General features: G+C 69.2%; 19 protein-coding genes and 1 riboswitch. Of the genes, 10 read left to right on the forward strand and 9 right to left on the reverse strand.

The window, feature by feature from the left end; genetic code table 11:
* Positions 1-27: 27 nt before the first annotated feature.
* Positions 28-1,218, reverse strand: a complete 1,191-nt coding sequence (locus CCN37_RS35860) for an NAD(P)/FAD-dependent oxidoreductase (RefSeq protein ID WP_086829631.1) — start codon at positions 1,216-1,218, stop codon at positions 28-30.
* Between the two features lie 147 nt (positions 1,219-1,365).
* Positions 1,366-2,010, reverse strand: a complete 645-nt coding sequence (locus CCN37_RS35865; RefSeq protein WP_086829633.1) for a PadR family transcriptional regulator — start codon at positions 2,008-2,010, stop codon at positions 1,366-1,368.
* Between the two features lie 247 nt (positions 2,011-2,257).
* Between CCN37_RS35865 and CCN37_RS35870 the strand changes: the two genes are divergently transcribed.
* The 4 genes from CCN37_RS35870 (at position 2,258) to CCN37_RS35885 (ending at position 8,534) form a co-directional block, all read left to right on the forward strand.
* Entirely contained in the window at positions 2,258-3,214 is a 957-nt protein-coding gene (locus tag CCN37_RS35870) for an ATP-binding cassette domain-containing protein (protein ID WP_086829635.1), read from the forward strand.
* Complete coding sequence (locus tag CCN37_RS35875; protein WP_086829637.1) at positions 3,211-3,966, forward strand: ABC transporter permease; 756 nt, start codon at positions 3,211-3,213, stop codon at positions 3,964-3,966. The genes CCN37_RS35870 and CCN37_RS35875 overlap by 4 nt, the downstream gene beginning before the upstream one ends.
* Before the next feature lie 64 nt (positions 3,967-4,030).
* Positions 4,031-4,248, forward strand: a riboswitch (cobalamin riboswitch).
* 327 nt (positions 4,249-4,575) lie between these two features.
* On the forward strand, positions 4,576-7,434 hold the full coding sequence (locus CCN37_RS35880; protein ID WP_086829639.1) for a ribonucleoside-diphosphate reductase subunit alpha: 2,859 nt from the start codon (positions 4,576-4,578) through the stop codon (positions 7,432-7,434).
* Between the two features lie 32 nt (positions 7,435-7,466).
* A complete protein-coding gene (locus CCN37_RS35885) occupies positions 7,467-8,534 on the forward strand; it encodes a ribonucleotide-diphosphate reductase subunit beta (protein WP_086829641.1) in 1,068 nt (355 codons plus the stop codon).
* On the opposite strand, the gene CCN37_RS42120 is transcribed toward CCN37_RS35885, so the two are convergent.
* Positions 8,531-8,662, reverse strand: coding sequence for a hypothetical protein (locus CCN37_RS42120; RefSeq protein WP_256388108.1), 132 nt, complete (start codon positions 8,660-8,662; stop codon positions 8,531-8,533). The genes CCN37_RS35885 and CCN37_RS42120 overlap by 4 nt on opposite strands.
* 160 nt (positions 8,663-8,822) lie before the next feature.
* On the opposite strand from CCN37_RS42120, the gene CCN37_RS35890 reads away from it, so the two are divergent.
* The 3 genes from CCN37_RS35890 to CCN37_RS35900 are packed head-to-tail and all read left to right on the forward strand — an operon-like array spanning position 8,823 to position 10,773.
* Positions 8,823-9,344 (forward strand): DUF6886 family protein, encoded by a 522-nt coding sequence (locus tag CCN37_RS35890; protein WP_086829643.1) that lies wholly within the window; start codon positions 8,823-8,825, stop codon positions 9,342-9,344.
* A 32-nt stretch (positions 9,345-9,376) separates the two neighbouring features.
* Entirely contained in the window at positions 9,377-10,189 is an 813-nt protein-coding gene (locus tag CCN37_RS35895) for a metalloregulator ArsR/SmtB family transcription factor (RefSeq protein ID WP_086829645.1), read from the forward strand.
* Complete coding sequence (locus tag CCN37_RS35900; protein ID WP_086829647.1) at positions 10,186-10,773, forward strand: dihydrofolate reductase family protein; 588 nt, start codon at positions 10,186-10,188, stop codon at positions 10,771-10,773. The genes CCN37_RS35895 and CCN37_RS35900 overlap by 4 nt, the downstream gene beginning before the upstream one ends.
* 148 nt (positions 10,774-10,921) lie before the next feature.
* Here CCN37_RS35900 and CCN37_RS35905 read toward each other — a convergent pair whose 3' ends face one another.
* On the reverse strand, positions 10,922-11,902 hold the full coding sequence (locus CCN37_RS35905; RefSeq protein ID WP_086829649.1) for a methyltransferase: 981 nt from the start codon (positions 11,900-11,902) through the stop codon (positions 10,922-10,924).
* A 165-nt stretch (positions 11,903-12,067) separates the two neighbouring features.
* Between CCN37_RS35905 and CCN37_RS35910 the strand changes: the two genes are divergently transcribed.
* From CCN37_RS35910 to CCN37_RS35920, 3 genes are all read left to right on the forward strand, one after another.
* Positions 12,068-13,429, forward strand: a complete 1,362-nt coding sequence (locus tag CCN37_RS35910; RefSeq protein ID WP_086829651.1) for an AAA family ATPase — start codon at positions 12,068-12,070, stop codon at positions 13,427-13,429.
* Positions 13,426-14,151, forward strand: coding sequence for an HNH endonuclease (locus CCN37_RS35915; RefSeq protein WP_210408360.1), 726 nt, complete (start codon positions 13,426-13,428; stop codon positions 14,149-14,151). Before CCN37_RS35910 ends, CCN37_RS35915 begins: the two co-directional genes overlap by 4 nt.
* 89 nt (positions 14,152-14,240) lie before the next feature.
* Positions 14,241-14,669: a YciI family protein gene (locus CCN37_RS35920; protein WP_086829653.1), complete on the forward strand. Its 429-nt coding sequence runs from the start codon at positions 14,241-14,243 to the stop codon at positions 14,667-14,669.
* 21 nt (positions 14,670-14,690) lie between these two features.
* Here CCN37_RS35920 and CCN37_RS35925 read toward each other — a convergent pair whose 3' ends face one another.
* From CCN37_RS35925 to CCN37_RS35945, 5 genes are all read right to left on the reverse strand, one after another.
* A complete protein-coding gene (locus tag CCN37_RS35925; protein WP_086829655.1) occupies positions 14,691-15,083 on the reverse strand; it encodes a VOC family protein in 393 nt (130 codons plus the stop codon).
* A 74-nt stretch (positions 15,084-15,157) separates the two neighbouring features.
* Entirely contained in the window at positions 15,158-15,676 is a 519-nt protein-coding gene (locus CCN37_RS35930) for a hypothetical protein (RefSeq protein ID WP_086829657.1), read from the reverse strand.
* A gap of 9 nt (positions 15,677-15,685) precedes the next feature.
* Positions 15,686-16,870, reverse strand: coding sequence for an APC family permease (locus tag CCN37_RS35935; protein ID WP_210408362.1), 1,185 nt, complete (start codon positions 16,868-16,870; stop codon positions 15,686-15,688).
* 5 nt (positions 16,871-16,875) lie between these two features.
* The gene (locus CCN37_RS41175) at positions 16,876-17,364 is read right to left on the reverse strand and encodes a DUF4232 domain-containing protein (RefSeq protein ID WP_210408361.1); all 489 of its coding nucleotides are present in this window, start codon (positions 17,362-17,364) and stop codon (positions 16,876-16,878) included.
* 41 nt (positions 17,365-17,405) lie between these two features.
* Entirely contained in the window at positions 17,406-17,933 is a 528-nt protein-coding gene (locus tag CCN37_RS35945; RefSeq protein ID WP_086829666.1) for a CGNR zinc finger domain-containing protein, read from the reverse strand.
* Positions 17,934-18,111 lie beyond the last annotated feature (178 nt).

Genomic DNA, 18,111 nt, shown 5'->3' on the forward strand with positions numbered 1-18,111 from the left:
CGCGCCACCCGGCTGGTGTCGCCTCTATTACGCGACGCGCGCGTCCCAGTCGATGCGGTAGTCGTACTGCCAGGCCAGCTGGTCGGGCTTGGCGAACAACCGCATGATCGGCGGCATCGTCAGGTCGCGCAGCACCCGCGCGATCGGCCCGGCGGCCTTGTTGCGGTTGGTGCGCTCGGCGGCGGTGGTGATCCGCTCGACGCGCTCGCGCCGGAGTCCTTCGTAGGCGCGGAACGCGGCCTCGACGGGCAGGTCGCGCAGGCAGCGGGCGAGGTGCACGGCGCCCTCGATGGCCTGCGAGGCGCCTTGGCCGGAGCTGGGTGATGGCACGTGGGCGGCGTCGCCGATGAGCACGACGCGGCCTCGGTGCCAGCGCGGCGCGGGCCGCATGATCTCCAGGGTTCCGCTGGTCACGCACTGGTCGGGTGAGCTGCCGCGCAGGATCTGCACGGCGGGGACGCGGTCCTCGGCGAAGGTCTCCTCCAGCACGCGCAGCCACGAGCCCAGGTCGGTGGCGTGCACGTCGGCGATGCTCATGTGCTCCTTGCGCGGGAGGTTGGCGAACCAGCCGACGCGGCCGCTGGGCTCGACGGTGTAGCTGAAGAAGGCGCGCTTGCCGAAGACGAAGTTCATCGCGCCGTCGGTGTAGGGGATCTTCGCGCTCGACCAGCCGCCGAAGCCGACGAGGCCGGTGGAGCTGGGGCCGGGCGCGCTCGGGTCGATGATCCCGCGCACGGTGGAGCGCACCCCGTCGGCGCCGATGAGGATGTCCGCGGTCGCGCTCGATCCGTCCACAAAGGACGCGGTGACGCTGGTGCCGTTGTCCTGCAAGGATTTCAGTCGCGCGCCGTAGACGAACTCGACTCCGGCGCGTTCGGCGGTGTCGCACAGGGCGCGGTAGAGCTCGGAGCGCCAGACGGTGTGCATGACCGGCGATCCGTCCGCCGAGCCGAAGCGGGCGAGTTCCTTGCCGGTCCAGCTGCGCATCACCATGGCCGGGACCGGGACGCCGATGTCGCGGACGGCTTCCTCGGCGCCGACGAGGCCGAGTGCGCTCAACCCGTTGGGCGCCAGGCCGAGCCCGCCGCCGACGCCGTCCGCGGGGCCGGGGTGGGCCTCGTGGACGACCGCGTCGATGCCGACGCGCTGAAGTGCCATCGCCGCGACCGGTCCGGCGATGCCGCCGCCGATCACCAATGCGGTACCTACCGTGGACATGCTTGTCCTCCAAGGGCGTGCGCGAGGAGGAGCCCGGCTATTGTTGCGGTTGCCACCTTGTGGCCGGTGCTCCCTCGCGGGGTTTCGGTTCGAGGTCGAGGGCCCCGGCGCGGTGTTGCAGCACCTCGCCGGGGCTCGTTCTTGTGCTCAGTCCGTGACGCTGCCCCTCTCGGCCAGCTCCGCCAGCTCGGCGGACACCTCCCCGGTCTCGTACAGGGCCCGCCACTGGTCCAGGCCCGCGAAGCTGCCCTCGCTCAGCTCGTCCAGGACTGCGCGGACCCACGTCAGCTCGGCGTCCAGCAGCGCGAGCTCGTACTCGTTCTCGACGAGGAACAGCCTCGGCACCTCGGCGGAGTCGCGTTCGTGCGCGGCGCGCTTGTCCTCGCGTTCCCGCTCCAGCAGCGCGAGCCGTTGTCGCAGCAGGCTTTCGACTTCGTCCGGCCCCAGCGCGGCGAGCACGGAGAGCCCGGCCTGGAAGCGCACGCGCTCGCGTTCGGGCACCGAGATCAGCTCGCGCACCCAGTCGACCATCTCCGCGCGGCCCTCGTCGGTGATCCGGTAGATCGTGCGCTCGGGGCGTCCGCCCTGCCGCACGGTCTCCGCCGCCTCGATCAGGCCGTGCTTCTCCATGTTGCGCACGACCGTGTAGAGCGAGCCCCACTTGATGCCCATGTCGGCGTCCTTGCCGCGGGCGCGCAGCATGGAGGCCATCTCGTAGGGGTGCATCGGCCGCTGTGCGAGCACGGAGAGCACCGCCAGTGCCATCAGGTTGCCGACCTTGCGCCGCGCCATCCCCACCTCCTATTCGCAGACGAGTATACGTCTACGAATACCGGAGCGTGAGCCACATTTTCTCACCTGCGGAAACGCGGTCGCGCAATTCTGTTTGCGCAGGTCAGAGCAAACATGAACGTCGCCTTCATGTTTGACAGCGGGCTCGGCGCCGTTCAAGCTTCCCCTCTCGCCCGATTTCTCTTCGAAACAGCCCTTCACCAGGGCTTCTTCGTCATGCCCACAACTCGTTCGCAAGGAGGGGCCGATGATCCGTGCCCGAAAACTGACCAAGCGCTTCCCGGTGCGGCGCGCCGATCCGGTGCAGGCCGTGCGCGGCATCGACCTGGACGTCGAGCCCGGCCAGCTGGTCGCCGTGCTGGGCCCGAACGGCGCCGGGAAGTCGACCACACTGCGCATGCTGACCACGTTGTTGCCGCCGAGTTCGGGTTCGGCGACCGTGGCGGGCCGCGACATCGCCACCGATCCGGCCGGGGTGCGCGAGCGCATCGGCTACGTCGGCCAGCTCTCCAGCGCGGGCGAGAGCTACCGCGTGCTCGACGAGATCGTCACGCAGGGCCTCGCATACGGGCTCTCGCGCGCGGCGGCGCGGGCGCGCGCGGAGGAGATGCTGGAGCTGCTCGATCTGCGGCCGATGGCCAAACGCCTGCCGGGCAGCCTCTCCGGGGGTCAGCGGCGTCGGCTGGACATCGCGATCGGGCTGGTGCACCGGCCGGAGCTGCTGTTCCTGGACGAACCCTCGACCGGACTCGATCCGCACAACCGGGCGAACGTGTGGGAGCACGTGCTGCGGCTGCGCGAGCACTACGGGACGACGATCGTGCTGACCACGCACTACCTGGAGGAAGCCGATTCGATGGCCGAGCGGGTGGTGATCATCGACAACGGTCGCATCATCGCCGACGGCACCGCGGCCGCGCTCAAGAGCGAGCTGGCCGGGGACAGCGTCACGGTGACCACCTCGACGGAGGCCGACGCGCTGCGCGCCGCCGATGTCGGGGTCTTCTTCGGTGCTGTGACAAGGGAATCCACCACCGTGCGGGTGCGGGTGCCGCGCGCGGACACGGCGTTGCCGGAGTTGCTGCGGGTGCTCGGCGAGAAGGACGTGCGGGCGGTGACCGCGACCTCGGCGCGGCCGACGCTGGATGACGTGTTCCTGGCCCTGACCGGGCGCAGCCTGCGCGAGGACGAGGTGGCGGCGTGAGGAAACTGTTGTGGGACACCAGGACCGTGTTCCTGCGCGAGCTGATGCCGACCGTGCGCACGCCCAGCGGGCTGCTGTTCACGATGGGGCAGCCGCTGCTGTTCCTGATCCTGTTCGGGTCGCTGCTGACCGGCTCGCCGGGCGGGGCGGCGGCGTCGCCGTGGCAGTGGTTCGTGCCGGGCATCCTGATCATGATGTGCCTGACCGGGCCGATGATGTCCGGCTACACGCTGCTCACCGAGCTGCTGAGCGGGTCCTTCGAGCGCGTGCTGGTCAGCCCGATCAGCCGCCCGGCGCTGTTGTTCGGCCGCACGCTCAAGGAGTTCCTGCTGCTGCTCGTGCAGGCGCTGCTGATCATCGCGGTGGCGGTGCCGCTGGGTTTCGAGCTGTTCCCGCTCGGCGTGCTGGCCGGGCTGGCGCTGTTGGTGGTGTTCGGGTCGGGGTTGATCGCGTTGTCCTACGTGCTCGCGATCGCCTCGCGGCCGAGCGGCCAGCTGTTCTACGGCGTCACCCAGATGGTCATGTTTCCCGTGTTGCTGCTGTCAGGTGTGCTGTTGCCGGTGGAGTCCGGGCCAGACTGGCTGCGCGTGGTGGCCTCGCTCAACCCCGTGTCCCATCTCGTGGACGCCGAGCGACTGCTCTTCGCCGGGCGCTTCGCCGAACCGGCGGTGCTGTACGGCTCACTCACCGCGTTCGGCTTCGCCGCGGTCGGTCTGACCGTCGGCGTCAGGGCCATGCGCAAGGGCTTATGACAATCACCACTGAGCCGGGACACGCGGTATCTGGGGCTGGCTTGCGCGATCAACCACTAGATGTAGTATTCCCCGCGTCGATGGTTCGCGGTCCCGAAAGGGGCTGCGAGGCAAGAGGGAACCCGGTGCGAATCCGGGACTGCCCCGCAGCGGTGAGTGGGAACGAACGCCGTCACGAGCACTGGGTCCGCGAGGATCTGGGAAGCGACGGCAAGTAGGACGGCCGGTTCCGCCGGTGAGTGCCCACGAGTCCGAAGACCTGCCATTCGACGGGTGCGCCGCCCGGCGCGCCCGGTCCGCGGCCTCGTGGGAGGGCCGAGCGGACGACCTCGCGGCCCCGCGTCGGGCCCGGGTCGGCCCTCGCCCCCGCGCGGCCCGTGGTCCGCTTCCAGCGAGCGAGGAGAGCGCCGTGTTCACCGCCCCGGCACGACCAGGCATATCCGGCTGCACCTCCGCCCCGCTCCCCGTGGCGCTCTAGCTCCTCTCCGCGCAGGGGTTCGCTGAACCTCTTGTGCCACCCCGTTTTTCCGCTGCCGAACACCGAAGGCTGGGTGTTCGGGCGGTGGAGTCTGCCCCAGATTCGTCCCGGCTAGTTCAGGAGTCCTTCCTTTGACCGTGCACCCGGCGGAGCCCGCCACAACGTCCGCTGCCACCCGTCCGGCCTCCGTCGCGGTGATCCGCCGCGACGGGACCTCCTCCCCCTTCGACTCGACCAAGATCTCCGTCGCGGTGACCAAGGCCTTCCTGGAGGTCGAGGGCCGCGAGGCGGGCACCTCCACGCGCATCCGCGAACTGATCGGTGAGCTGACGCTGCACGTGGAGACGGCGCTGCTGCGGCACAGCGGCCCGGAGAACCCGCTGCACATCGAGCAGATCCAGGACCAGGTCGAGCTGGCCCTGATGCGCGGCGGTCACCACAAGGTCGCGCGCGCCTACGTGCTCTACCGCGAGGAGCACGCCAAGGCCCGCAAGCAGCAGCCCGTGGTGAGCAAGCCGGTGGCTCCGGCGTTCTCCGTGCGCCACCCCGACGGCCGGGTGGAGCCGTTGGACACCGAGCGCCTGACGCTGGTGATCACCGAGGCGTGCGCGGACCTGGAGGCGGTCTCGGCCGACGCGGTGCTCACGGAGACGCTGCGCAACCTCTATGACGGCATCACCGTCTCGGAGCTGACCGTCGCGCCGGTGATGGCCGCGCGCACGATGGTGGAGAACGACCCGAACTACTCCTTCGTGAGCGCGCGCCTGTTGCAGGACAAGCTCCGCAAGGAGGCGCTGGAGTTCGTCTACGGCGGCTCGCAGCTGGCCAGCCACACCGAGATGGGCGAGCGCTACCCGAGCTACTTCGCGGAGTTCGTGCACCGCGGCATCGAGCTGGGCCAGTTGGACCCGGAGCTGGCGAACTTCGACCTGGAGCGGCTGGGAGCGGCGTTGGTGCCGGACCGCGACCTGCGGTTCCAGTTCCTGGGCATGCAGACCCTCTACGACCGCTACCTGCTGCACAGCGACCAGCACCGCTACGAGCTGCCGCAGGCCTTCTTCATGCGCGTGGCCATGGGCCTGTCGCTGCTGGAGGAGGAGCGCGAGGCGCGGGCGATCGAGTTCTACGACCTGATCTCCACCTTCGACTTCATGTGCTCCACGCCGACGCTGTTCAACGCGGGCACCACCCGCCCGCAGCTGTCCTCCTGCTTCCTCACCACGGTCGCCGACGACCTGGAGGGCATCTTCCACGGCATCAGCAACAACGCGCTGCTGTCGAAGTACGCGGGCGGCCTCGGCAACGACTGGACCCCGGTGCGCGGCATCGGCGCGCACATCAAGGGCACCAACGGCCAGTCCCAGGGCGTGGTCCCGTTCCTGAAGATCGCCAACGACACGGCGGTCGCGGTGAACCAGGGCGGCAAGCGCAAGGGCGCGGTCTGCGCGTACCTGGAGACCTGGCACATCGACGTCGAGGAGTTCCTCGACCTGCGCAAGAACACCGGTGACGACCGGCGCCGCACCCACGACATGAACACCGCGAACTGGGTGCCGGACGAGTTCATGCGCCGCGTGCGCGCCGACGGGGACTGGACGCTGTTCTCCCCCGACGAGGTCCCGGAACTGCACGACACCTACGGCTCGGAGTTCACCGAGCGCTACCGCGCCTACGAGCTCGCGGCCTCGCGCGGTGAGCTGCGGGTGCACCGCACGGTCAAGGCGAAGGACCTGTGGCGGCGCATGCTGACCATGCTCTTCGAGACCGGCCACCCGTGGATCACCTTCAAGGACCCGTGCAACCTGCGTTCCCCGCAGCAGCACTCCGGTGTCGTGCACTCCTCCAACCTGTGCACCGAGATCACCCTCAACACCACGGTGGACGAGGTCGCGGTGTGCAACCTGGGTTCGGTGAACCTGGCCCAGCACGTGGGCCCGGACGGCATCGACCACGCGCGCCTGGAGAAGACCGTGCGCACGGCGGTTCGCATGCTGGACAACGTGATCGACGTGAACTTCTACACGATCCCCGAGGCCAAGCGCTCCAACATGCGCCACCGCCCGGTCGGCATGGGCCTGATGGGCTTCCAGGACGCGCTGTTCACGCTGCGCGTGCCGATGGCGTCCGAGGCCGCGGTGGAGTTCGCTGACCGCAGCATGGAGGAGATCAGCTACTACGCGATCTCCGCCTCCGCGGAGCTGGCCGCCGAGCGCGGCAAGTACGAGACGTTCGAGGGTTCCCTGTGGAGCAGGGGAATCCTGCCGATCGACTCGGTGCAACTGCTCGCCGACACCCGCGGCGCGGACCTTGAGCTGGACCGTTCGTCCACTTTGGACTGGGAAACGCTGCGTGCGCGCGTGGTCGAGGTCGGCATGCGCAACTCCAACGTGATGGCGATCGCGCCGACCGCGACCATCGCCAACATCACCGGCGTCGGCCAGTCCATCGAGCCGCTGTACCGCAACCTGTACGTGAAGTCGAACATGTCCGGTGACTTCACCGTGGTGAACCCGGCCCTGGTCCGCGAGCTCAAGGAACTGGGCCTGTGGGACGAGGTGATGATCGGCGACCTGAAGTACTTCGACGGCAGCCTCGGCGCCATCGACCGCATCCCGGCCGAGGTCAAGGCGCTCTACGCCACCGCGTTCGAGATGGACAGCCGCTGGCTGATCGAGTCCGCGGCGCGCAGGCAGAAGTGGATCGACCAGGCCCAGTCGCTGAACCTCTACATCGCCGCGCCCAGCGGCCGCAAGCTGGACGAGCTGTACCAGCACGCGTGGCTGCGCGGGTTGAAGACCACCTACTACCTGCGCTCGCAGTCCGCGACGCACGTGGAGAAGAGCACGCTGCGCGGCACCGACGGCAAGCTCAACGCCGTCTCCCCCGTCGTGCCCACGCCGACCCCGACTCCGGCCACCGCTGTTCCGGTGGACCTGAACCCGGGTGCGGCGTGCTCGATCGAGGACCCCGACTGCGAAGCCTGCCAGTGACCGCCCTCCCTCTGCTTAAGGACTGAAGGAACGTGACGAACACCGAGATCACCAGCGGGCTTGGCGAGATCAACCGCGACGGCGGGCGGGTCAGCGTCGACGACAAGCGCATGATCAACTGCCGCGCGGACGTGAACCAGCTGCTGCCGCTGAAGTACCACTGGGCGTGGGAGAAGTACCTGGCGGGCTGCAACAACCACTGGATGCCGACCGAGGTGTCCATGCAGGCCGACATCGCGCTGTGGAAGTCCCCGACCGGGCTGACCGAGGACGAGCGCCGCGCGCTCAAGCGCAACCTCGGCTTCTTCGCCGCGTCGGAGTCGTTGGTGGCCAACAACATCGTGCTGGCCGTGTACCGCAACCTGACCAACCCGGAGTGCCGCCAGTACCTGCTGCGCCAGGCCTTCGAGGAGGCGGTGCACACCCACACCTTCCAGTACATCGTGGAGAGCCTCGGCCTGGACGAGGGCGAGCTGTTCAACATGTACCGCGAGGTCCCGTCGATCACCGACAAGGCCGCGTGGGCGCTGGCCTACACCCAGCACCTGGAGGACCCGGACTTCCGCACCGGAACGCCCGAGACCGACCAGGCGTTCCTGCGCGACCTCATCGCCTTCTACGTGGTGTTCGAGGGCATGTGGTTCTACACCGGCTTCGCCCAGATCCTCTCGCTCGGCCGGCGCAACAAGATGGTCGGCATCGCCGAGCAGTACCAGTACATCCTGCGCGATGAGTCGATCCACCTGAACTTCGGCATCGACGCGATCAACCAGATCAAGATCGAGAACCCGCACCTGTGGAGCCCGGCGTTCCAGGCCGAGGTGCGCACCATGCTGGCCGAGGCGTGCGAGCTGGAGGTGGCCTACGGCCGCGACACCATGCCGCGCGGGCTGCTCGGGCTCAACGCCGAGCTGTGCGAGCAGTACATGCACTTCATCACCAACCGGCGCTGCGCCCAGATCGGGCTGGAGCCGGTGTTCCCGGCGACGGAGAACCCGTTCCCGTGGATGTCGGAGATGATGGACCTGAAGAAGGAGAAGAACTTCTTCGAGACCAGGGTCATCGAGTACCAGTCCGGCGGCGCGCTCGACTGGGACTAGCAGCTAGCGGTAACGCCGGTGGCCCCGAACCCTCCCACGGGGCCACCGGTCCGCAGCGCCCTGATCAGCTCCTCCGGTTCCACCAGCCGCCAGCCGCCGCCCTCGCGCACCACGAAGTCCGCTGTCACGAACGGCAGTCCCAGCGTGTCGCCCAGTTGTCGCGCGAGGTCCGCGTACTGCTCGCGCGCGCCATCCAGCCCCGGTAGACCGCGTCCTCGCTCTCCGCGATCTTGCGCACCGCTGCGGGTCGCTGGGCACGAGCAGCATCGTGTGCTGAATCCTGCCGGTATGAGAGCCGCCGCGGGCGAAGTCCTGCACTTCTCCGAAGATCCGAACATCACGCGTTTCGTGCCGCACGTCGCCGCCACCGCGCGCCAGCCCGAGGCCTACGTGTGGGCCGTGGACGCGGCGCGCTCGCCCGACTACTGGTTCCCCCGGCAGTGCCCGCGCGCAATGGCGTGGAGGACTCCTTCGTCCACTGTGGACGACGGCGCGTGGTTGGGGAGCGCACGCGTGCACGCGGTGGAGTACGGGTGGCTGGAGGCGATGCGCTCGGTGCGGTTGTTCGCCTACCGCTTCTCCGCGTCGGATTTCGAGCCGTTTCAGGACAACGCGCACGTCGCCACGCGCACCGTTCAGCCGCTCGGTCCGCCTGCGCCGGTCGGTGACCTGTTCGCGTTGCACGAGGAGGCGGGGATCGAGCTGCGGGTGCTGCCGACCTTGTGGCCGTTCTGGGACACCGTCACCGCGAGCACGCTCGGCTTCAGCGGCATCCGCCTGCGCAACGCCTCGCCGAGATTTATTCCTTGACACGAATATTCTCCTGAGTGAATACTCGCTGCATGGACGCACTCCTGGCGGCTCTCGCGGACCCAGCTCGCTGGCGACTCGTGAGCTTGTTGGCACAGCGGCCCCGGTCGGTCGGCGTGCTCGCCCAGCTGGCCGAGGCACGGCAACCGCAGACGACGAAGCACCTGCAAGCCCTGGAGCGCGCGGGCCTCGTCACCGCCGAACGAACCGGCCAACGCCGTGTCTACGCGTTGCGCGCCGAGGCGCTGCGAGAACTCGCGGCAGAACTGATCCGGCTCGCTGATGCGGCGGATCATGTTGGTACGTATGAGCTTTACACCGACAGCGTCCAGGCGGAGCGCCACGCGGCGACCGAGGCCGGGTGGGCGGACGGGCGCTCGTTCACGTTCCAGCGGTCGCTGCCCGGGAGCCCGGAGCTGGCGTGGCGCTACCTCACCTCGCCGGAGCTGCTCGCGCGCTGGTGGACGCCCAGCGACCTCCGCGTCTCCGAGCTGGTCTTCGAGGCGCGGCCGGGCGGGCGGATCGTCCAGGAGTACCGCGACGCCGAGGACACCGACGGCTCCGACGTCGTCGTGGGACGCGCGGAGGGAGTCGTCGACGAGGCGCTTCCCGGCTCACGCCTGGCCTACCGGCTCTCCCCGCTGCTGCCCGACGGCGGCACCGCGTTCACCGCGCACGTCGTTCTCGCACTTCAGCCCACCGATGCCGGCACGGACCTCGACGTCCGCTACCGGATCACCCACAGCACAGTCGACTCCGCGGACTTCATCGCGGGCATCAAGATCGGCTTCGGCCAGAGCCTCGACAAGCTCGCCGCGGACATCACCCAGAGGAGCACCCCATGACCCGCAGAGTTGTCGCCAACATCAACATCTCCCTCGACGGCCACTACGCCAAGCAGGACGACCCCGACGACATGAGCTGGGTGATGCCCTACGCCACCACCGACGTGGCGCGCGATCACATGACCAGCCTGTGGATGCCCGCCACCACCGCGCTGCTCGGCCGCCGCAACGCCGAGGGCTTCCTCGGGTTCTGGCCGACGATCATCGGTATGGAGGGCGCCGAGGCCCGCGACGTGGCCTTCGCGAAGTGGCTCGTGGACACCGACAAGGTCGTCCTGTCCTCCACACTCGGCACCGCGCCGTGGGAGCGCACCACCGTCGTCGACAAGCCCACCACCGAGGTGATCGCTGACCTCCGCGCCCAGGACGGCGGCGACATCGTCGTTTTCTCCAGCGTCAGCGTCATCAAGGCCCTGCTCGCCGCCGACGAGGTGGACCGGCTCGCGCTGATGGTCTTCCCGCTCTTCCTCGGCGGCGGCCCGCGCATGTTCGACGCCGGCTTCGTGGCGGGCCAGTGGAAGCTCGCCAGCCAGTCCACCAGCGACAACGGCGCCATCGCCCTGGTCTACGACCGCCTCCGCTGAGCCTCCGCCGGGCGCGCCGACCTCCCGTTTCGTACTCAAGGCGGCCGTTGGAAGCGCTCTCTTTCCCGCTATGAGTACGAAACGGGTTTTCCTAGACCACGGCCAGGCGCGTTGAGGGGGTGCGGGCGGTGGTGTGCATGGGGAGATCCTAGGTGGCGGGGGAGCCAGGGGTGGGGGTGAATTCGAGGGCTGTGCGGCCGTTGGATACGGCCTGGGAACGGTGGAGGGCCAGGCCGCAGTCTGCGGCTAGGGCGGACAGCTCGTCGACGGATCGTTCCTTGCCGTTGAAGCACATCAGCATGAAGAGGTCGATGCCGGTGGTGGCGCCTTCGCCGCGCACGGGCTCGATCACCACGACCGTGCTCGTCGGTGCGGCGGCTTCGCGGCAGCGGGTGAGGATCAGGCGGGCGTGCTCGTCGTCCCAGTCGTGCAGGATGTCCGACAGCACGTAGGCGTCGGCCCCCTTCGGCAGCGGCTCGAAGAAGCTGCCGGTCACCGCCTCCGCTCGCCCGTCGAGCCCTGCCTCGGCGAACCGCTCGGCGGCGGCCTCGCTCGTCGGCGCGAGGTCCACGACCTGCCCGCGCACGCCGGGATGGGCTTCGAGGATCGCGGCGAGCACGTTCCCATCTCCCCCGCCGACGTCAATGACGCGTGGGAAGCGGCTCCAGTCGAAGTGCTGCGCGATCTGGGTGATCTGCGTCCGGAATCGCCAGGTCATCTGCGCGTCGAAGGAACGGCGCAACTTCGGATGCGCGTCGAGATCGGCCCAGAAGTCGCGTCCGTACCGCTTCGGGTAAGCCGGAGCGCCGGTGGTGATCGTGTCGAGCAGGTCAGCGAAGGCGAGTTCAGCACGACCACCGGCGCAGTTGATGTCGAGCAGCGGTTTGACGCCTTCCGGGGCGTCCTCGCTCATCTGCGCGCCGAGGCTCGTCGGCCGATAGCGCTTTTCCGTGTCAAGTTCGAAAACGCCGACCGCGACGAGGTGGTCGAGCAGCCTTCCCAGGGCCTCCGCGTCTGTTCCGGACCTGGCCGCGAGCGCTTCCGTCGTCGCACCGCCCGCACCCGCGTGTTCGACGAGGTTCAGCGTGGCGGCCACACGAATGGCCATCGGAGTGGCCAGGTCGGCCATGGCGAGAATCGACTGTGCTTGGTCCACCACCCGAGGCTATCGGCCGGGTCACTAATGCCGAAATCACATAAATTCTCGGGGCGAACAAAGCGAAACCAAACACGCTTGAGTTGCGCCTGGGTTTCATTCACGCCCGGCAACAGCCCGCGACGATACAGTCGCAGGATGTACATCTCGCGGGTCAGGCTCAGCAACATCCGGGGCTTCCACGGCTCCCGACAGGTCGACCTTGAGCTGACCCGCCCGGACGGCACGCACGCGGGCTGGACGGTGATCGCGGGCCGCAACGGCTCCGGCAAGACCTCGCTGCTGCGCGCCATCGCGCTCGCCGTCAGCGGACCCGCCGTCGCGCGCAACCTCGTGCCGGACTTCGAGAACTGGATCACCTCCGGCCGCGACACCGCCACCGCGCGGGTGCAACTGGCCTTCGACCCGGACGTGGACCGGCTGATCGGGCAGGGCCGGACACCGAAGAACGAGTTCTGGGTCGGGTTGGCGTGGACGCCGCCGGACAAGCAGACGCAGGTCTACCGGGCCAGCGTGCAGCCGTCGTTGCACGAGGCGATCCCCGAACGCCAGCGCGCCATGCCGCGCCGCGGGCCGTGGCAGGACAACCCGACCGGCTGGTTCTGCGCTGCGTACGGGCCGTTCCGCAGGCTCGCCGGTGGAGCGAGTGACGCGCAGCGGCTGATGCTCAGCCCCGGCCCCGTCGCACGCCTGGCGAGCCTGTTCCACGAGGACGCCTCGCTGGCCGAGGGCGTGAGCTGGTTGATCGAGCAGCACCTGCGCTCGCTGGAAGGGCGGCCGGGCGCCTTGGAGCTCAAGGACACCGCGCTGCGCGTGCTGGCGGACGGGCTGCTGCCGGACTCCTACCGCATCGAGGGCGTGGACTCCGACGGGTTGTGGGTGGTGCGCGGCGGGCACAGGTTCCCGCTGCGGGAGATGAGCGACGGCTACCGGACGGTGGCAGCGCTCGTGGTGGACCTGCTCAAGCAGATCCACGAGGCCTTCGGCAGCCTCCCGGTGCGCAGGGAGGGCAAGACCCCGGTGATCACCGTGCCCGGTGTCGTGATCATCGACGAGGTCGACGCGCACCTGCACGTCTCGTGGCAGAAACGGATCGGCGGCTGGCTCAAGGAGCACTTCCCGCACATCCAGTTCATCGTGACCACGCACAGCCCCTACGTGTGCCAGGCCGCCGACGAGGGCGGGCTGATCCGCCTTCCCGGCCCGGACGGCGAGGACCCGCCGCTGGTGGTGGACCAGGACCTCTACGAACGGATCGTCTTCGGCAGCGGCGACGACGCCGTGCTCTCGGAGCTGTTCGGCCTGGACACCCCGTACTCCGAACGCGCGCAACAACTGCGCCGCGAACTCGTCGAACTGGAGGTCGGGGTGCTCGCCGGGGAGATCAGCGACGCCGCCAAGTACCGCTACCAGCAGTTGAAGGACCTGCTGACCAGCTCCCCGGTCGCGAGGGTCGACGAGGTCGCGGCGCGCCTGCGCCACGGCTGGTCAGAGGAATGATCAGGCTCACCCGCGCCCAGCTGCCCGAGGAGGTCGCCGGGCGGCTCGCGGGGCTCACCGAACGGCTGCGCACGGCACCGCGCGCCAGCCGGACCACGCACGCGCGCAGGCTGTGGCGAGCCAACCCCGACCGCAAAGCCCTGCGCACGGCGTTGACCGCGATGGCCCCCGGGCGACAGCACTGCATGTACTGCGGCGACAACCAGGGCACCGACATCGACCACCACGAACCGTTGTCCCGCAACCCTTTACGCACCTTCGACTGGCTCAACCACCTGCTGGCCTGCTCGATGTGCAACAGCCACGTCAAGCGCGACCGCTACCCGGTGGCCACCGACGGGACACCGCTGCTGATCGACCCCACGGTCGAGGACCCCTTCGAACACCTGGTGCTGGCGTTGTCGCTGGGCGAGTACCACCCGCTGACCGCCAAGGGCCGCGCCACGATCGAGGTCTGCGGCCTCAACCGCCCCCTGCTCACCCGAGGCCGCGTGCAAGCGCAGCGCGTGGTCATCTACTGCCTGCGCGAATGGGCCCGAGCCCGCAGCGCCGCCAACCGGGCGCGCGCCGTGCTGACCGTGCGCGAGCAGCCCTTCGCCGACGTCTGCCAGTCGATGCTGCGCCAGGCCGTGCTGCCGACGGCGAACCTGGTCTTCTCCGACTCCCCCGGCGTCGTGGAGCTGCTGCGCCAACCCGAACTCCGGGCCGCTCTGCTTTCCTGACCTGCGATAACGACTCGGTGTCGAAGCACTGCGCCACCGAAGGGCACTCGGGTAGAAAGCACCCACACCCTTCAGGACGGAGAGCGACGATGCGTTTCATGGTGCTGGTCAAGGCCAGCGAGGAGTCCGAGGCCGGCGGGCTGCCGACGGTCGAGCAGCTCAACGCCATGGGCAAGTTCAACGCCGAGCTCGTCGAGGCGGGCATCCTGCTCGCAGGCGACGGCCTCCACCCCAGCTCCAAGGGTGCTCGTGTGCGCTTCGAAGGCGACAAGCGGACCGTGATCGACGGCCCCTTCGCCGAGACGAAGGAGCTCATCGCCGGGTTCTGGATCATCAACGTGAAGTCGCTCGACGAGGCCATCACGTGGGTGAAGCGGGTTCCCTTCGACGACCGCGCCGGGGTGGAGATCGAGGTCCGCCCCGTCATCGAGGCCGCCGACTTCGCCCCGGCGATGACACCGGAGATGCAGGCCAAGGAGAACCGCCTGCGCGAGCGTATCGAACAGCAGCACTCCTGACCCGGCGCCGAGGACCCCGGCCTAAGCGTTGGGGCAGAACAAGTCCGCGGTGTTGCCGTCGGGGTCCTCGACCACCGCGTAGCGCTGCCCCCAGAACGCGTCCCACGGCTCGCGGTGCCCGACGTAGCCCAGTCCGACGAGCTTCGCGTACACCGCGTCCACCTCAGCCGGGCTGCCGCACTTGAAGGCCAACGACATCCGGATCGGCCCGGTGGGGTGCACGTAATCCGGCTCGAACGAGCGCACGCCCTCCACGGTGTCCCACGCCAACCGGAGACCGCCGGGCAGCGCCACCTCCACGTGCGGCTCCGCATCGGCCTCGGCCGGGATGTCCAGGCCGAGGTGCCGGTAGAAGGCCAGCGACTTCCCCATGTCGGCGACGACCATGCCCACGAGGTCCAGCTGCACGTCCATGACTCTCCGATCAACGACTCCAGTGCGAGCACGCTAACCGCGACCGCGCGCCACGGTCTTGAAGAAACCGGACATCAGTCCAACTGCTCGGCGTCCAGCCCGAGGTCCTCGCGGATCTTGCCCCGCAGCGCCCGGTACTCCCGCTGCCCGTCCTTCCACAGCGCATCCTGCGCGGGCCCGTTCTCCCCCGCCAGCAACTGCTTCGCCAGGTCGGAGCGCCGGATCATCGACTCCCGCAACATCGACCGGATCGCCTCCGGCGCGTGCACGTTCACCCCGCCCAAGGAGTTGCGGGCCTGCGTGCTCACCACCCGCAACTCCGCCAGCACCTCCTCCGACGGCGACTTGCGCGCCTGGTAGAGCACCCAGTCGAAGGACTCGATCGCCGACACCAGGTCGGTGTAGGCCTGCGACCGCGCCTCGAACCGGCGCGCATCGCGCTCCCGCTCCCACCGCCGGTCCTCGCGCTCCACCTCACGCCGCCACCGACGATCCTCCCGCCACCCGCCGACGAGCTGCGCTCCGAGAGCACCGAGAAGACCGAGCAGACCGACGACGATGGGCACCCACAACGGCACCTGACCGGAGGACATGATCGAAACCTAACGGACCGCGTACAGCACCCCGCCCACGACCACCACCGCCGCGCCGCCGAGCACCGAAGCCACCGGCAACGTCACCGCCAGCACCACGCAGCCGACGAAGCCCACCACCGGCACCACCCGCCGCCCCAACGTGAACGCCGACGCGTTCGCGATCGCGTAGTACACCAGCACCCCGAACGACGAGAACCCGATCACCCCACGCAGATCCGCCACCCCGGCGGCGACCGCCACCACCGCCCCGACCGCCAGCTCAGCGCGGTGCGGGACACGAAACCGCGGGTGCACCGCCGCCAACGCCACCGGCAGACGCCGATCACGAGCCATCGCCAGCACCGTCCGCGACACCCCGAGCACCAACGCCAGCAGAGCACCGAGCGCAGCCACCGCCGCGCCCACGCCCACCACCGGCGCCAAACCCGGGAACCCCGCCTCCACAACCACATCCACCAGCGGCGCCGTCGACTCCGCCAACCGGTCCGGACCGAGCACCGACAACACCGTCACCGCCACCAGCGAGTACACGACCAACGTGACCACCAACGCGACGGAGATCGCGCGCGGAATCGTGCGAGCCGGATCGCGGACCTCCTCACCCAACGTCGCCACCCGCGCGAACCCGGCGAAGGCGAAGAACAGCAGCCCCGCCGCCTCCAACACCCCGAAACCACCGGAGAGACCCACAGACCCCAGCTCAACGACCGAAAGGCCCGACGCGCTGAGCCCGAGCACCACCACACCGGCCAACACGACCAGCACCACGGCGACGATCACCCGCGCGGCCTTCTTCACCCCCACGTAGTTCAGCGCCGTCACCACCACCACGGCCACGACCGCCACCAGATGAGCCCGCTGCGGCCACACGTACAACCCGACCGTCAACGCCATCGCCGCACACGAAGCGGTCTTCCCGACAACGAAGGACCACCCGGCCAAGTAGCCCCAGAACTGCCCCAACCGCTCACGCCCGTAGACATAAGTCCCACCGGACTCCGGATACAGAGCCGCCAACCGCGCCGAGGACGTCGCGTTGCAGTACGCCACCACCGCCGCGACCGCCAACCCGACCAGCAACCCCGAACCAGCAGCCGCCGCGGCCGGAGCGAAAACGCCGAAGACCCCGGCGCCGATCATCGCGCCGAGGCCCACCACCACGGCGTCCGCCAGACCGAGCCCGCGGACCAGGCCGCTCACTTCTTCGGCATCCAGGCGGTCACGTCGACCCGACTGGTGTTGCCCAGGTCGAGCTTCGTCTTCGGATCGACCTTCTGACCCGGCATCGCCTCCAACGGCGCGATCTCCAACGCCGTCGCCGTATACGGCACCCGGTCGATGTCGGTCACCGTGTTCCGCCACGACAGGTGCGCCACCAACTGCTCAGCGGGCTTGATCGTCAACGGCTTCGCACCGGGATCGTCGGTCGCACTGCGACCCACCGTCAGATCGAGCAGATTCCCCTGCGCGTCGAAGAACTTCACCGCCGGATAGCCGTTGACCTCGGCAACCTTGGCCCCGCAGTTGGTCACGTACAACCCCATCTGCCGAAACCCCAACGCCGCGTCCACGATCCCCGTCGTGACCTTCAGGCACGGCTCGGGCACAGGCGGCGGAGGAGGCGGGGGCGGCGCCGACGTGCACGCGCTCAACAACAACACTCCGACAGCGGCAACAAGCTTCACACCATGGACATTGCCACGCCGAACACCGGCCAACCGCCGCTTCACGAAACCTCCACGACCTTTCCACGCCTGCGGTAAGCCGCCGCCTTCACCCGGTTCTGGCACGCCACCCCGCAGAACCGCTTCGTCCGCCCCTGGCTGCCGTCCACGAACACCCGATCACACCGCGGCGCCGCACAACACCCCAGCCGCTGCGCGGAGTCATCACCGAGCACCGCCGCGAACGCCACAGCGAACCCCGCCGTCCACCGCCGCACGACATCCGCCTCAGCGTCGTGAAAGGCCAGGTGCCACGGCCCGGCACCGTCCCGGAGCAACCGAGGGCGCGCCTCGCTCTCGACCAGCAACCGGTTCACCACCCCGGCCGCCGCGTCATGATCACCACCGGCGATCGCCTCGATCACCGCGCGCAGATCCACCGCGAGCCCGGCCAGCCGCCCGACCTCCGCCTCGGTCAGGTGCTCGGGCACACCACCGCAGTTCTCCCCCGTCACCGCGTTGACCAGCGCGACAGCGGTCTCCAGCCGCAGCGCGTGGTGACTGTTGCCGGTATCGAGTGCTAGCGTCACCGCCTCAGAGTACCGAACCAGTGACGCGAAGGACACGCCATGGCCCCCGGCACGACCGAATCGCTCATCGAGTGGACCCGGGGCTGGGCGGCCACCCGCCAGCTCACCGACCTCCGCCCCACCCTCGCCGCCACCATCGCCGTCCGCGTCGGCCGAGGCGGACGGCGATGGTGGCGGC

Source organism: Allokutzneria sp. NRRL B-24872 (genome assembly GCF_002155965.1).
GTDB lineage: Bacteria > Actinomycetota > Actinomycetes > Mycobacteriales > Pseudonocardiaceae > Allokutzneria.